The organism is Salibacterium qingdaonense, from assembly GCF_900114715.1.
GTDB classification, from domain to species: domain Bacteria; phylum Bacillota; class Bacilli; order Bacillales; family Marinococcaceae; genus Salibacterium; species Salibacterium qingdaonense.
Map to the genome: position 1 here is coordinate 1 of NZ_FOTY01000045.1, position 15,601 is coordinate 15,601.

Genomic DNA, 15,601 nt, shown 5'->3' on the forward strand with positions numbered 1-15,601 from the left:
CGGGCGGCGTACCTGAACCGGTATCAGCCACGATCGGTGAGACAGCAGCGCCAATGGGCCCGCATGGTGCGAATGACCGACATTCTTCGAGATCCGGTTCGCGAATCCAACGGAGTGATATCCGGAACCATAGCGCTGCACACCGCTCATTCCACAGCGATGGGGCACATGGTCAAAAGCCTTTCGTAGACCTCGTTGTATGGCCTGTTTTCGCCAGAAAACGGGGCATACAACGAGGCCACCAAGCGGAGCGCGGTAGGAGATTCACGGTGTACAACGATAAAGGGCTGGAAGCCGCCGTCTTTCAGAGCTACCGAGAAAAACTTGACGCATACGACATTGGCAGGTTGTTTGATTCCTGCTCTCAAAAACGATATACTGAAACAAACTCCTGATACAATCATCAATGTACAGGAAAAGGAGGTACAGGGTATGATTACTATTACAGAATCCGCTGCAGCGCAGGTTAAGAAAATGAAAGAGGAAGAAGAAGATCCGAACTTGAAACTTCGTGTCGGCGTGAAGGGCGGAGGCTGTTCCGGTCTCTCCTACGGGCTCGGCTTTGATACAGAAGTAGATGAAAAAGACCACAAGCTGGAGCAGAATGGTCTCGAAGTGCTTGTAAACAAGGAAGATGCAGATGTTCTCGAAGGCGTGGTTATTGACTATAAACAGAACATGATGGGCGGCGGTTTTACCATCGACAACCCGAACGCCATCGCCAACTGCGGGTGCGGAAGCTCGTTTAAAGCGGCTACCAGAACTGGTGCGCCGGAAGACTGCTGATCATTGAGCGAGCGAAAAAACACGACAAACCATCATTTTTAAGGTGAGTATTAACAACCCTTAAATTTGATATATAGGGTTATGATTCAAACCCCTTCTAGCGGAAAAACATTTCGTTAGGAGGGGTTTTTTGTCGTTAAAAAAGAGAAAACGCAGAGTGGCAGTAAGTAATGTACCGGAATTAACGTTAGAACAAGCTGTCGATATGGTTGTCTCAGGAAAGCGAACAGAAGGACTGAGAGAGCGAACACTTTTAGACTACATTAAGATGTGGGGCTATTTTCAAAATTGGCTACAGGAAAACTATAAGATTGAACATGTGTCTGAGATTACAACAGATATGATCCGCAACTATATCCATTGGATGAGGTATGACAAACAAAAATACGGAGGACACAAATACATCACAAATGATCAAGGTATAGGTTTATCCGTCACGACAATAAATATCAATTTAAGGTGTCTAAGGGCTGTGTTTAACTATTTAGAACGTGAAGAGTTACTTGAAGTAAATCCAATGGATCGAGTGAAGCTGATTAAGCAGGATGAAAATGATTTAAGAGGTGCGCTTACGGACGATGAAGCAAAGGAGATACTAAAGCAGCCTAATCTTCGTGATTATGTGGGATTTAGGGATTTTGTAGCCATGAACGTACTGCTTGATTGCGGATTGAGAGTGAATGAATTATTAAGTCTGAGAGCCGGAGATTTTGATTTTACTACCCGATTTATAGAATTAGCCGGAGAGCAGAACAAAAGCAGAGTCAACAGACTTGTTCCTTTTTCATCCCACGTTAGTAAATGGGTGCTTCAGCTTATCACTGAAAACAAAACGGAGTTTAAAACAGACAGGCTCTTTTTGTCCAGCTATGGTGAGCCGATCAAAGCTAATCACTTCAATAAACGTCTTAAATACTATGCTGAACTAGCCGGAGTGATAGACAAGAAGGTAACAGCGCACGTGTACAGGCATACATGGGCTGTCAATATGATCCGCAATGGTTGTGATCCTTTCACCTTACAAAAAATTGGTGGGTGGAGTGATATGCGTACAATGCGCCGTTATATTCAAATGGATGTTGAAGATATGCGGTCAAGCCATGACGAGTATTCCCCTATTTCTAAATTTAAGCATCGGAAAGGCTATTAAAGGAGGTTACTAAAATGGACTTGCTTGCTGAGAGCCTAAAAGAAACCATAGACCGTTTTGATGGATTCATGACTGGGAATCTCATCGTAAACTTGCAAACTCAAACAGTTGAATTGGAACACGAATGGGCAGGGGATACCTTTTATATCCCCTTGTCAGACGATGAACACTTTATTCAAGTTAGAAATCATAAATACATCACAGTCACTTGCAAGGGTGCTCTGCAAACCACACAAAAGGACGAGCAGGGCAATCCAATTCATTCCTTATATGCCGGAGTGTATTGCCGTGTGAAGCCTATCCATGAAGTGAAATAAGGACATTGGTCTTTAAATTAAATCAACAAAAAGGAGTTTTTAAAATGAAAACAGCAGCAAAAACAGCGACAGCGTTCGGAACACTTAAATTACCTTTTAGCTTTGATTTTAAAAAGAACGAGAATGAAAAGCTGAAAATGACTGCGGAGTATCTTTTGAATGAACTAAACATCGAACACATTGAAGTAATAGTAACTGATATTGCAGGTAACAAGTTTCATCTTACGATTCATGACCATGAAGTAAAAATAGAACGAGTGTACGAAGATTAACCAAATAAAAAGGAGTGAAAGTGCGCCAACACTCTCACTCCTACATGTGCAATCCAAACAGAAAGCACCTAACTTGTACTTAAATTATATTTTACATTATTGATTTTTGCAATGATTAAGTACCTCGCTTTCTGTTTGGAATAAATCGAACAAGTGTTCTTAAACAGAAAGTGAGGTATTTTTGTATGTCCGAGAAGGTTAAATCAAATGCACACCTTTTAGAAGCTCAAAAAATCAACTTCTACAGCAATATAGATCAATTAAATGATAACGTCTCAGTAATATTTAAAAGCGTACACATGAACCAGTCAGAACGGAATATACTTACCTTTCTTGCTCAGAAGTCTTTAGAACATATAGGCTGCTCATGGTACAAAGTGAAAAATATCGCTAAACAGATTAATAAAAGTGCTCGTATGGTAGGTTATGCCTTATCGTCTTTAGAATCCAAAGGGATCATTTCAAGAAAAGCTGTAATGAGGTCTAAGAGTGGAGGAAATAGTAGCAATGTCATTGTTATTCTCCCGGCTACAAAATATTTATTTCAAAATTGCAGACCGCAAATTGCAGACCGTCACAATCTATCAAACAACGACAACAGCAATCAAGAACAGTCAAAATCTGATGTTGAATCTGTTCCCTTAGAATCTTTAAAACAAGAAAAATATAAAAGAGTTGACGATGATAGATTATATCAACTCTTTAAGTACAAAATTCAGGACAAATCCGTACAGTACGGCTCTAGTTATCTTGAAAAAGTGATGAATACTGTACTCAAAGAGTATGAAGATATAGAGCGCCGTCAGGAATATTCCCAGATTCAACGCACAAAAGAAGAACTACCGCAATATCCGGCTGTGAATTGGCTTGATAGTCCAATAGAAGATACAAATACACCTGAACAATCACCAAAAGCACCAGAGCATCATTTCAGCCCACAGCATTGTGATGATTTCTGGGAGATGTTTGGTTAAGAAATGGAAATAATAAACGTCAAATGGTCAGTTTTGACCTTGACTATCTTTGACCTTTCATTGTAGACTGGAAAAACAAAACAATTTATATATTTTTAAAGGAGGTAAAGACGTAATTGCATAATGAATTTGTAACTTACAAAGGTTGGAACGACATTCCAGAAGGGTATTATACAAAAACGACACTTAAAAGAGACTACAGACTAAAACCAATTGATGAAGGTCAGCCAGAATCAAATATTCATGTTCAGACACGACAAGGTTGGAAATACTTTAATCTTTATCATATAGATAATTGCAAGGAAATCAAGCAGAGAAAACTTAATATTAGGAATTTTGAATCTACTGATAGTAATATCGCTAAAGCCTTATACGTTATTAACAAATCTGCGAAGATTAGCAGAGATACCAAAAGCGATAATTATTCCAGAGGGAATCATGGTGTAGTTAGTCGCTCCAAGTCCAGACAATATTATCTATATGATCTTAAAGACGAAGTTATAAAAAAACTTAAAAGTGACAATCGAATTGAAATAGTCGGTTATCACACTCAGCAAGATGAAAATCATTTATTAATGTACAAATTGAGCAATTTCACATTTCATGTACCTTGTGATGAAGATAAAGCAAAGAAGTATCCAGAGCTAGGTAACATTGCAAAGATATCTGCTGAGAGCAAAAAAGTAGATATGAAATACAACGAAGCTATTAAACTGTTAGAAGAATATTCAGGTTATGGATCGAACGAGGAACAGTTAGCTTAATAACAGGTGCTTTTTAGCATCTGCTTACATACAACCACAACCTAATATATCCATCACAATCCGTCACATTGCCATTGTGTGCTTTTTATATAGTTATCTATACCAATATAGACCTATAGGTCATCAAATGAATAGAATCTATGAGAATGGATTGTATGGCTTTGTGTGAGGTATTTGGTAGTCCGTCACAAGACTACCAAAATAGAGGAATTAAAAAATTTCATAGAAATAAGCAAAGAATGTTTGACATACTTTGCTCCTCATGATATAATAGTTTCATCAGTATTTAAATTATAATAGAGAAATACATAGTACAATTAGTGAGCCTATATATAATTTACATCCGGAAACGTTAAAAGTCAACTATTAATTTAAATTTCATTTTATAAAGGAGGTGAGATTAATGTAAAAGTGCTGCTAATACAAGCGATGTAATTTGTACATATGGACAAGTGGGAATACTTTTAAAATTAACAATTGGAGGAATTATAATGGATATTAATCAAAGTATTATGAATGAAGCTATGCATGGAGCAACAAACAGAAGATTGCAAGGTTTAATTGAAGAACTAGATCACGAGGAAATACAGCAGTTATTTATGGATGATCAATATATGTGGCTCAATCAGCATAAAGAAACTTTTCACTTAAATAAAAAATTAAAAGATAATTTGAAAGAAGTAACTGATAAGTATAAACAATTAGGTGAAGATTATCAGGCATTAGCTGCCATAAATAACACAGCTGCAAATTATATTGCTGAAAATGGTTTGGAGGAAGATTATTTGCAGTATGCAAAAAATGCTATAAAAAATGAATGAAATAATAAATTTTCAATAAAGTGAAAGGTTTTGATATATGAATGAAGATTGGGAACTTGCATGAAGGACAAACGATTAAAAACTATAAAGCATTGTGTGCTGAGTTGGAGATGGAGATAAAACGTGATAACAGTAAAAAAGCACAAATAAAGGAATTAGAACGATACATAGCATATCACAAAGAAGGTCATCAGATTATCATTGATGAGATATACGATGAACCTTTACCTAAAGAGGATGGCAGAGGGAAATCAGAGGGAAGTAGAAATAACAATACGGTTTTTTCAGACACAATAAAGACATTACTTTTACATATGTTAGCAAGTAAAAATAACCATCAAATCAAAAAAACAAAAAACAGAATCCTTATGGACATGCATGCGATTAACAGCAATTTTTCTTTTTGTTCAGAATATGTGAAGGCGACAGCCGAACACCTTAATATAGATAGACATATTGTGTACGATTATTTCTCTACAACAAGAAATATGCTTCATCAAAAACTTAATACCGCATTAAATCAGCTTTCTAAAAAGTCACTCATACATTACCAACAAATTATCATGGTATATGACGGTAGTCATAGAGAAGCTACCACTGAAGAAGTTAAGAATATTCTGGAGTTAGAAAGAGAGCTGTTAGATGAAATGGGATTTGAAGAGATCAATCATGTGAGAGAATCAGCGAAATGGAAAAAATTTAAAGAGCAAATAGAAAATAGAGTACAGCGTCATGTGGGTGTTACATTTTATTACCAAGCCTATGATATTATTATTTCTGAAAAATACATAGAGAGAGAATACCAGAAGATGTTGGATTGGATTCTGGAAGAGGAAGAAGTAAACGAATATCTTATATTCCTGAATAATACTGTGAGAGAAAAACTTATTATTAATGCTAAGAAACGAAAAAGAAAAAAAGGTGGAAAAATGGAGAAAACAAGGCGCAGATTTGATTACGAGAATAAAATGAATGATCTTGTTGCAGGTACTATTCCACAACACAGTAGGGATATAGCAAACGAAATCAGATATAAATATCTAAACGATGAGGATGATGTATAAAAATAATACATTCTTAGATATCCTATTGGTTTAATAATATAGTTCTATAGGATATTTGAAACAGTATTATTTTTACAATAACTCTATCAAAATCCCACCATATCAGACTTAACCATCCGGGGTGTGGGGGCGGATGCAGGACTGTTCCTTTCCCCTGAACTGAGCGAAGCGAAGGGGAAAGCGACAGTCTGCCCCCACAATATATAAAAAATAAAGTACAAAAAAGGAGCGAAAAAAGATGATGCAAACAAACGTAATCATCAACCTAAAAAATCGAAAAAAACGGAGGATTATATATGAAAGAATTTTATACACTAAAGGACTATGTTGTTGAGTATCAAGCAGGTAATAAGGATGTTTTAAAAGAACTGATTGGACATGATATAAAAGAAGAGTACCGAACGGAAATTGAAGGAAAAGATCATATGAAATACTTTAAGTTTAAAGATAAAAAACTCCAAAATATATATTGGGAAATCATAAAAAATTACAAGAATCAAGTTGATCGCAAGGACATAGATGATCATTTTCAATATCACTTAGTGGAACTCTTTGAGAAGGTTGATACCACAAAGACCCCACAGCAACTAATAAGTTATTTTGCAGAAAGCCTATATTGGCGGCTATATGACGATAAAATAAATTATCATAACTTCGATGAAGAATCAGAACAGCTATTTAATTCTGAAGATGACTATACCGGGCAAGAGAACAGTGAAAATGAAAAAAGCCGTTTTGATAAATATACTTATACTTATTGGATGCAAGCTGAAGATACTGGATCATATCAGGACTTTCTGAAACATATAGGCGGCATTCAGAATATACTAACTGAGAAACGTTTTCAATTATATTCACTGTTGCAGCATGGCTACAATCAGAAAGAGATAGCTGAAAAGCTGAGTGTCAAAGAAGGTACAGTGAGTGAGCATGTAAGTAAAATTGAAGATAAAATCAAAGAAGAATATCTAGCGTTTCGATCAGTTAAAAGTCTGCATAATGAAGGAACATATCAGACTATACATACCTTTATTAGTTATTATGATCACCTTCAGAAAGCAGCAGGAAAAGACTTTGATTACTTTGATTACATAATGGAATTTTTGAAAAAGCATTTATACGATTATAATACTTATACAACGGTGCTGGATGTACTGTACAATCACATGAAAGGCTATCAGGTTCAGATGCTTATTGATTACATACAGGGCAAAGAATCAAAAATAACTTCTGAACGTGAAGAACAGAGAATGCTTGACCGGATTATTAAGGCGTTCAGAAAGTATATTGATGAATGTGAAAAGAATATACATAAATATTGGCATCATGCAGTTAAGAATACAGAGAAAAATGAAGAAAATGAAAGTATCAAAGAGGAAAAAGAAGATAAAGTGGAAAAACGAATTAAAGAGTTTCATGATTTAGGATATGGGCGAGTGAAGAATATCAAGATTAACCAGCCTAACAAGACTAACAGTGATAATAAGTATAAGGTTAAAAGTCCTTATAAGTACGATGCAGAAAATGGAAAATTGAACCTAAGAATTAACTGATATATAAAGTAGAGGGGATAATCCCCCTCTCACCTTTGTGAAGTTTAGCGATTGTCATTGTACAATTCTTACTCTCACTTCCTAATATATTTTTTAGCTTTTTCATCATTTTATTAAATGGATGGATTGATGAGAGTGGGCTTATTGCTCACTCTCTCTTTTTTGCTGTAAAAGTGAAAATTTAAACTTATTTTTGTATTTTATATTCGCAATATTATGAATATATAAGAATGAATGAAAGGAGAATGGTTTATGGAAGAACAACAGCAACAGAATAATCTTGATCAGAATGAAGGAGGTGTGAATATGGAAAATGAAAAGGAAAATGGTACTGAAAATCAAGATACAAGTAATCAGCAGCAACAGGAACAGGATACTTCTACTGATGAGACTGCTAAAGTCGATGATTCAAAGAAGGGGAACAATCAGGCTGATCAATTAGCACAAAGAGAAAAAGAACTTTTTCAAAAGGAAGTGCAGTTGACCTTAAAAGAAAAAGGACTGGATGACTTTGCTGATATTGTTCAGGTCAATTCAAAAGATGAATTAGACAGTCAGATTGAGCAGCTTGAAGCAGTGGTCAATAAGCGCAAACTGGATAACTCTTATGTGCCGGAGGATCACGCAAAGCAAGATGAATATTCTACCGCTGAGAAGCAGAAAGATAGTCAGGGTATGATCGCAAGCAAGCTGAACAAATTTTTTCAATAAGGAAGGGAGGTGATTGAATGGCAAACGGAAATTTTGCAGGTGGAAATGGAAGTGAATCTAATCCATATCAAATTGAAGATGCTCATGATTTAGACGCTGTTCGTAATGATTTGACGGCGTATTATGAGCTGATTAACGATATTGATTTAGATGTATCTCCTTATAATGAAGGTGAAGGCTGGAATCCTATTGGTGACTACGATAATGCTTTTAAAGGTACTTTACATGGTCAAGGCTTTGAAATAAAAAAACTGTTCATAGAAAAAACTGAGTATAAACAGAGATTTGGTCTATTCGGTTTTACAAATGGTTCAACAATTGAAGGTTTAAAAGTAACCAATGTTAATTTACTAAACGTAAATTATGCCGGGATTATTGTAGGTAATCAAGAGAACGGATCAAAAATTGCGAATTCATTTTCCAATGGCAAAATTAATGAAGGAGAGGTTATAGGGGGATTAGTTGGATATAACGATTCTTCCACCATTGAAAATAGTTTTTCATTTTGTGAGGTTAATGGATCAAATTATATTGGTGGTTTAATCGGTAGAAATTATGGCGAACAGCCTGAGATTTATAATTCGTACTCTACCGGAAAAGTTCAGGGTGAAAGTGATTACGGTGGTTTAATTGGCAGTGATGCTTCAGCTAACTCAGTAATATATAACTCTTTTTGGGATACTAAGACTTCAACCCAACCAACTTCCGCAGGTGGAATTGGATTAACTACTTCCAAAATGCAAGACCCACAAACATTTATTGATGCAGGTTGGGATGAAGAAAAAACGGAAGATGGGAAGCAGGTATGGATATTAAAAAATGGAGAGTATCCAAAGTTATGGTTTGATTACTCATTTGGCTCTGTAATATTTAAAGCAGAAAATGAATTTATTGTTCCTTCAATTAACGAGGAAAAAAATATTACATACTTAAACAAAGAATTTTTGAACAAAGAGGATTTTGATAAACACGGTATTAAAGGTGAAGAGGTTAATAATGTTGACTTCAAAACGCTTTACGATAAAAAAACATATGAAATGAAGCAAGACCCTGACAATAGTAATATCTATTCTCAAAAACTTGATCTGTCAAAAATGAAAATAAAAAACGCATCAATTAATACGGAAAATTAAATTTAGAAAGGTATGATACATATGATTAAAACAACAGACATGAATGATAATGAAATTTTGGATTTGAGCCGGGAGATTGCGCTGGTTGCTCCAACTCAAACACCACTCACAACAATGCTGGCTGCTGAGAGTGCTCATGCTCCTACAGTCGATTGGCGTGAAAAGAAACTTGACAGCACTTCTGATATTTTTCAGGAGGAAGGTGCAGAGACAACAACATTCCAGCAATCAAGCAGACCGCAAATGTCCAATGTTTGCAGTATATTTAAGAAAGCAGCATCTGTAAGTGGAACACTTGAATCCACTGATGTGACTGGTATTTCAAACATCTTTAGTGAAGAAATTAATGACCGTCTTACTGAGTTGAAAATTAACATGGAAAATCAATTATTTAATAGTACATATGACGATGGTTCTACCGATGGTATCCGTAAGCTGAGAGGTTTGGAAGAATGGGTTGAAACCGATATGACAGTAACAGGTGCTATGAATAAGGATAACTTCAAGAATACGATTAAAAAACTATGGGATGCTGGAAATTCCGGTAACTATGTTGCTTTTGTAAACGCTGATCTTAAAGAGCAACTGGATAGTTTTTATAGTGATCAGTATTACTATCAGGCAAAAGAAAATGAATTTGGGCTAGTGGTCAATCGAGTGCAGACCAACTATGGAATGGTAGACATTCATTTAAGTCGCCATGTGAACCCGGAGAAAATCTTTGTATTTGATCCTCAAATGATGAGTGTTCCTTACCTTCGTGCTCCACGTTTTGAGCAACTAGCAAAAAATGGGGATAACAGAAAAGGACATGTAATCGCTGAGGGTACACTAAAACTGAAGTCAAAAGATGCAATTGCCGCCCTTCACGTTGACACCTCCGCTTAATTAATCCTCACATTACCACTTTTAGGGGGTGTCTGAAATCGAGTGATGAATAAACTCTTCTGAGAAGAAACTTCCATGATTTTGTATTCTCAGAGAGTGTAAACAGAACGTTGCTCCTAGAAATCATGCGGTATTTTTGATTTTTTACCGATAAATCCATAAACAAGCGTATAAAACCATTGGCAACTCATAATGACTTAAATTTTGCAATATATCTTTTAAATTGTTTAACAAGCATCGGGGGTACTAATCCCGGTGCTTTTTTTTGAAATGAAAATGAAAATTTGAAGTGGAAGGAGGATGAAAATGAAAGAACGTCATACACACATGATTGAAAGGAAAGAAAGAAATATAACACTCTCAGAAATTGGGAAAGCGATTGGTGTTAGTGTTTCTGCACTATCACAGCATGAAAAGGGAGTATCTAGGCTAAAAGATGAGAACTATCGTAAATATATTTACTACATTAATAACAACGATAATAGGAGATGATGAAAATGAACATATATGATGCTTTACAGCATGTTCCGTTGAAAAAAAGAATGTATTTTCTATGGAAGCATGACTTAGAATTTGACAAAACACGACAGAAAAAGACAGAACAGCAGTTTTTAAAATCGGTTGAAGCTAAAACAATGAATCCTTATATCAAATGGGAAAATTCCAATGAGTATCAGGCACTGCTTTCTATTCTGATGAAAATGAAAGTGATTCATGACATTGAAAAGGTATATAAAACAGTTTCTGACAAAGCAAAAGAAGGAGACAGTAAGGCGATTGATACGCTGCTTAAAATAAAGAAAGAGATTGATCAATCGGCTCAAGTTGCAGAGGATTTGTTTCGGCAGCCGAAGGATAGTAAAGATAAAAATGAAGATGACGGCTTAACTATTTAAAGTGTAGCTGAGAAAGCATACAACAAAATTAGTTTTAATTAACCGGGGTACTATAGAGAAAATTTGAAATGAGAGAGGTGAAAAAGTGTATGGGAATGACTACTGAAAATAAATTGGAGAAGATAAAACATAATCGTAAATTGTGGATAGAGAATTTTGTACATATTGCAGACAATAAAAACGACTTGATTAAGTTTAAGCTGAATGAGCAGCAGGACGAGTTTCTAACTAAAATGGGGAAGTTTAATATCATAAGCAAAAGTCGCCAAATTGGTTTTTCAACTCTTAGTTTAGCTTATTGTTTATTTCAGGCACATACTAACCCTAACTCAAACTATTTGATATTGAGTTACAAAAATGATTCTTCCAGTGCATTGTTTGAAAAGGTGAAGAGCATGAACAGAATGCTCCCAAAGAATAAGTACAAGAATTATTTTGCGAGCGTTCACAGGGAAAACCGAAATGAGTTGTTGCTTTCAAACGGAAGTAGAATCACTTGTCAGGTGGCAGGGAATAAAGATGTAGGACGTGGAAGCACCTTCCAATACATTTTGCTTTCAGAATTTGCGTTCTATAGCAATCAGGAAAAGGTATTATTGTCCTGCGAGCAATCCCTTGCCAAAAACGAAAGCAGCAAGGTGGTAATTGAATCTACCTCCAACGGCATAGGGAACTTTTATTACAGACTATTTAAGACAGCATGGAAAGGAAACAGTAAGTATCAAGCATTCTTTTATCCCTTTTTTAGCAGTGGTTTAAGTAAGCAATTTAAAAGTATTTTAGATGAAGCTGAAAGATGGCACTTATCTTACTACGGTGATCGCTTGCGGAAAAAAGATTTAGAAGAAGATGAAAAACAACTTCAAGAGTTGGGGGCTAATTTAAGGTTTTTGATGTTTCGGCGTTATTTACTAATGGATATGACAGAAGATGAGTTTGCTCAGGAGTATCCAGCACACTACATGCAATCATTTGTTTCTTCTCACGTGGGAGTGTTCTCACAGTCGCACATATTACAGAGAATGGACTATATCAAAGAACCGAAAACGATGAAAGAAGTAAAGCAAAGTGATATTCCGAAGGTGCTGCAAAAGTATTTAAGGAAGTCGCTTTTTATTTATGATTTTCCACAAAAGTCCATGAAACATTATGCCGGGGTTGATACTGCAACAGGCTCAGGTTCGGATTTTAGTACCATAACTATAATTAATGAAGAAAATGAGGAAGTGGCAACGTTTATGAGTAACAAAGTGCCTGTGTATGAATTTGCTGATATTGTTGATGCTTTGGGTAAGTGGTATGGATATGCTTTCCTTGCTGTCGAACGGAATCATGTAGGATTGCCGCTGATAGAAAGGCTACGGCAGGATAAAGGTTACGCAAATATGCTTAAACAGAAGATATTTGATCAAAAAGGAAAGAAGAAATTGCAGCTAGGCTGGCAGACTACACAGCAGAATAAAGCAATTATGATTCAGGACTTTAAGGAATCCTTCGAGTTAAATCATATACTTTTACATAATAAAGAAACATTAGAACAAATGCAGATATTTGTGGAAAGTGACAGCCGGGGCAAGATGGGTAATGCAGGAGATAATCATGATGATCTTGTAATTAGTGCTGCTTTAGCTGTACAAGCGAAAAAACAAGGGAAATGGTATGTTTAAAGGAGTGATAGTATGAACGATATATTGGAGAAGTATGACTATAAATCAGATTGGTTTGTCGATTACATAAGAGAGCCTGAAAATGCTATGAGAGTACAGAATATAGAAGAAATGGAAGAATACCTAAAAGGTAATCACAAGATCAAATACCGATCTAATGAGAAATTTAACGGTAAAGAGTTTGAGCCAAGAAAGATTGTATTGCAGTATGCTAAGACAATACTGAATTTTCATACTTCTTATCTTTTGAAAAATGGTGTATTTCTTTCAGGAAATGAAAATGTGGTTCAAGAGTTTGAAAAAGTATACAAGCAAGGAAGGTTTAATCAGGTTGACTTTGATATACTGGAATCATTGATAAAACATGGTGAAGCCTATGAGTACATATATCAAGATGGCAGTAAGATTAAAAGCAAAGTATTAAACCCTGAATACAGCTATCCGGTGATGAACAGAGAAAATGAGTTGCAGGCTTTTATATATGCTTACTGCCATGATGCTATTGACTATTATACTGTTTATTATCCTGATGTGGTTGAAACGTTCAATAATAAAGGTGGACAGTTACATAAAACAGGGGAATATGTCAATGTGTCAGGGCTTCCAGTGGTGTACAGAAATGATATGGATGAACCTAGAAGTGACCTTGAAGATTACATAAACATTATTGATGATATGGAAGATATAATAAGTAAAACAACGGATGCTTATTACAAGTATTTAGCTGGCATACCTGTTAGTGTAGGTCAACGCTTAAAAGGAGAAGGACTACCTTCAGATGTGGTTGGTGGTGGTATTACTCTTGATGATGGAGGAGACTTCTTCTTTGCAAGCAACAACTTTGATACACAAGGCTTTGAAGCCGATTATAAACAACTGATGAATAGTCTACTGGATATAAGCCATACACCTGCTATTCTGATGGGGAAACTTGATGTATCTAATCTATCAGAAGTTAGTATTTCTATGATGTATTCACTAAGTGAGATTAAAGCCGGAATTAATGAAAGGTATCTGCGTTCTGGGTTCTTTGATCGCTGGCAAAAGATAAGGAATATACTTGCCTTACAGGGTATTACGTTTAATGATGATGACTTTGATACATTGGATGTGGTATTCCAGACTATGAAGCCTAGAAATCATAGTGAAATTATCGAGAATATGCAGAGTTTGTATGACATGGGTAAGATAAGTACAGAGACTATTCTTGAAAATAATCCATATGTGAAGGATAAGCAGCAAGAGATGAATAGACTAGAAAGAGAGAGTAACAGAGAAAATGATAGTGGATAGTTGAGGTAGTGAAAATGCGTATAGCCAATAGGGTTTATAAATAAATAATAACCATTCTTATTTGTGGTGAAATGTAAGGAATGACGGAAATGTGTGATGAGATTGTAACATTGAAATTAACACACCTGTTATTTTAATAGCTATTCAGTATTCTTATACCTTCTATCACCACATTATTGTAAAGTCAATATACTTAACAATTATAAAACATTTGTTCCTGTTCAAAACGTAAAATAAGCAGCAACCATCTTAGGTTACTACTGGATAATATACATGATTTTATGCAAGTTTGATTGGGTATATCTATATAAGCTGACCTTGATATGACAGTGTTTCCAGAGTGCATACGATGCAAAAGGTACGTTTGTGCTATCAAACACTGATATGAAAGGATTTAAAATGATACTTAATGTGATTGTGTATCATTTATACAACTATTTTATTCGATTTAATGAATGAATATAATGTATTATTTTGAAAGTATATTCCCCCTAGATGGAAAAATTTCCGGTATACATATCGAAAAACACATGCAGTTAGCATAGAATGATTAACATCTTTGTTGTTATTTCAATGATTGTATATTCCGACATATTGAGAGGTTGAAAATATGGTAACTTATTTCATGGTTTTATCATTTCCATTAGCTCTTTTAATACTATATGTACTGCTTACAAACGTCATAAAAACATTAAGGGGAAATTATGCTTCTAAAAAAATCATTCAATATATTGTTTATGTTATGGAGATTTACATGGCGATATATATTGGTATAAGTTTTATAAGTTTTATTGAAAATGGGAATTTTATTTTTTGGGAGTCAGGAGAAAACTTCTTTACTTATTTTCAACGAGGATTGGCAAGCTATACAACATATTCAATTTTAGTAATTTCTATGCTTAAATTATCGGCTTCCTCAGATCAAGATGGAAATTTAGCATACAAAAAATTGTTGAAAGTAATTTTATATAGATTAGAAAATAATGAGTACGGCGGACGACTTTTACCACTTATGCCATCTTTTTTACCACCTTTTGCGGATAAATGTACCACTTTATGCGGTGCTTTTTACCACTTTCAAAAAACGGGTGAAACCAGTATTTTTGTGGTTTCACCCGTTTTTCATTATTGTTTCTACAAGAGAGCGTTGCTCTCTTCCTGTTCCTTTTCTTGTTGAACGCCAAAACGTTCCCGCATGGATACTTTTCCATCAAGAAAAATGTCATACGAATCATGGACAATACGGTCTAGAATGGCTTCTGCCAAGGTGCCGTCTCCCAGCTTTTCATACCATCCATCAATATCGAATTGG

The 15,601-nt window shown here is 35.3% G+C and carries 18 protein-coding genes and 1 pseudogene; 18 read left to right on the forward strand and 1 reads right to left on the reverse strand.

The window, feature by feature from the left end; translation table 11 throughout:
• The 18 genes and pseudogenes from BM058_RS18460 to BM058_RS18065 form a co-directional block, all read left to right on the forward strand.
• Positions 1 to 189, forward strand: a pseudogene (locus BM058_RS18460) (ISLre2 family transposase); the annotation flags it as partial.
• 213 nt (positions 190 to 402) lie between these two features.
• Positions 403 to 786 carry an iron-sulfur cluster insertion protein ErpA gene (erpA, locus tag BM058_RS17090; RefSeq protein ID WP_281244720.1) on the forward strand — a complete coding sequence of 128 codons (384 nt, stop codon included), beginning with the start codon at positions 403 to 405 and terminating at the stop codon, positions 784 to 786.
• 130 nt (positions 787 to 916) lie between these two features.
• Positions 917 to 1,936, forward strand: coding sequence for a tyrosine-type recombinase/integrase (locus tag BM058_RS17095; RefSeq protein ID WP_090928769.1), 1,020 nt, complete (start codon positions 917 to 919; stop codon positions 1,934 to 1,936).
• A 14-nt stretch (positions 1,937 to 1,950) separates the two neighbouring features.
• Positions 1,951 to 2,253: a hypothetical protein gene (locus BM058_RS17100; protein WP_090928772.1), complete on the forward strand. Its 303-nt coding sequence runs from the start codon at positions 1,951 to 1,953 to the stop codon at positions 2,251 to 2,253.
• A gap of 44 nt (positions 2,254 to 2,297) precedes the next feature.
• On the forward strand, positions 2,298 to 2,525 hold the full coding sequence (locus BM058_RS17105; RefSeq protein ID WP_090928775.1) for a hypothetical protein: 228 nt from the start codon (positions 2,298 to 2,300) through the stop codon (positions 2,523 to 2,525).
• A gap of 185 nt (positions 2,526 to 2,710) precedes the next feature.
• Complete coding sequence (locus BM058_RS17110; protein ID WP_090928778.1) at positions 2,711 to 3,499, forward strand: hypothetical protein; 789 nt, start codon at positions 2,711 to 2,713, stop codon at positions 3,497 to 3,499.
• A 116-nt stretch (positions 3,500 to 3,615) separates the two neighbouring features.
• Complete coding sequence (locus BM058_RS17115; RefSeq protein WP_090928781.1) at positions 3,616 to 4,263, forward strand: YkyB family protein; 648 nt, start codon at positions 3,616 to 3,618, stop codon at positions 4,261 to 4,263.
• A 491-nt stretch (positions 4,264 to 4,754) separates the two neighbouring features.
• Positions 4,755 to 5,084 carry a hypothetical protein gene (locus BM058_RS17120; RefSeq protein ID WP_090928783.1) on the forward strand — a complete coding sequence of 110 codons (330 nt, stop codon included), beginning with the start codon at positions 4,755 to 4,757 and terminating at the stop codon, positions 5,082 to 5,084.
• A gap of 56 nt (positions 5,085 to 5,140) precedes the next feature.
• The gene (locus BM058_RS17125) at positions 5,141 to 6,148 is read left to right on the forward strand and encodes a hypothetical protein (RefSeq protein WP_143083064.1); all 1,008 of its coding nucleotides are present in this window, start codon (positions 5,141 to 5,143) and stop codon (positions 6,146 to 6,148) included.
• 296 nt (positions 6,149 to 6,444) lie between these two features.
• The gene (locus BM058_RS17130) at positions 6,445 to 7,701 is read left to right on the forward strand and encodes a LuxR C-terminal-related transcriptional regulator (RefSeq protein ID WP_090928787.1); all 1,257 of its coding nucleotides are present in this window, start codon (positions 6,445 to 6,447) and stop codon (positions 7,699 to 7,701) included.
• Between the two features lie 252 nt (positions 7,702 to 7,953).
• On the forward strand, positions 7,954 to 8,412 hold the full coding sequence (locus tag BM058_RS17135) for a hypothetical protein (protein ID WP_090928790.1): 459 nt from the start codon (positions 7,954 to 7,956) through the stop codon (positions 8,410 to 8,412).
• 17 nt (positions 8,413 to 8,429) lie between these two features.
• On the forward strand, positions 8,430 to 9,545 hold the full coding sequence (locus BM058_RS17140) for a GLUG motif-containing protein (RefSeq protein WP_090928794.1): 1,116 nt from the start codon (positions 8,430 to 8,432) through the stop codon (positions 9,543 to 9,545).
• A gap of 21 nt (positions 9,546 to 9,566) precedes the next feature.
• A complete protein-coding gene (locus BM058_RS17145) occupies positions 9,567 to 10,433 on the forward strand; it encodes a DUF5309 domain-containing protein (RefSeq protein WP_090928797.1) in 867 nt (288 codons plus the stop codon).
• 306 nt (positions 10,434 to 10,739) lie between these two features.
• Positions 10,740 to 10,925, forward strand: coding sequence for a helix-turn-helix domain-containing protein (locus BM058_RS17150; protein WP_177195622.1), 186 nt, complete (start codon positions 10,740 to 10,742; stop codon positions 10,923 to 10,925).
• Between the two features lie 5 nt (positions 10,926 to 10,930).
• Positions 10,931 to 11,329, forward strand: coding sequence for a hypothetical protein (locus tag BM058_RS17155; RefSeq protein ID WP_090928803.1), 399 nt, complete (start codon positions 10,931 to 10,933; stop codon positions 11,327 to 11,329).
• A gap of 89 nt (positions 11,330 to 11,418) precedes the next feature.
• The gene (locus BM058_RS17160) at positions 11,419 to 12,996 is read left to right on the forward strand and encodes a terminase large subunit domain-containing protein (RefSeq protein WP_090928806.1); all 1,578 of its coding nucleotides are present in this window, start codon (positions 11,419 to 11,421) and stop codon (positions 12,994 to 12,996) included.
• A 12-nt stretch (positions 12,997 to 13,008) separates the two neighbouring features.
• Positions 13,009 to 14,289, forward strand: coding sequence for a phage portal protein (locus tag BM058_RS17165; RefSeq protein WP_090928809.1), 1,281 nt, complete (start codon positions 13,009 to 13,011; stop codon positions 14,287 to 14,289).
• Positions 14,290 to 14,899: 610 nt separating this feature from the next.
• Complete coding sequence (locus tag BM058_RS18065; RefSeq protein ID WP_143083065.1) at positions 14,900 to 15,466, forward strand: hypothetical protein; 567 nt, start codon at positions 14,900 to 14,902, stop codon at positions 15,464 to 15,466.
• On the opposite strand, the gene BM058_RS17170 is transcribed toward BM058_RS18065, so the two are convergent.
• Positions 15,424 to 15,601: ATP-binding protein (locus tag BM058_RS17170; protein ID WP_177195543.1), on the reverse strand; the 178-nt coding region annotated here is incomplete at its 5' end. The genes BM058_RS18065 and BM058_RS17170 overlap by 43 nt on opposite strands.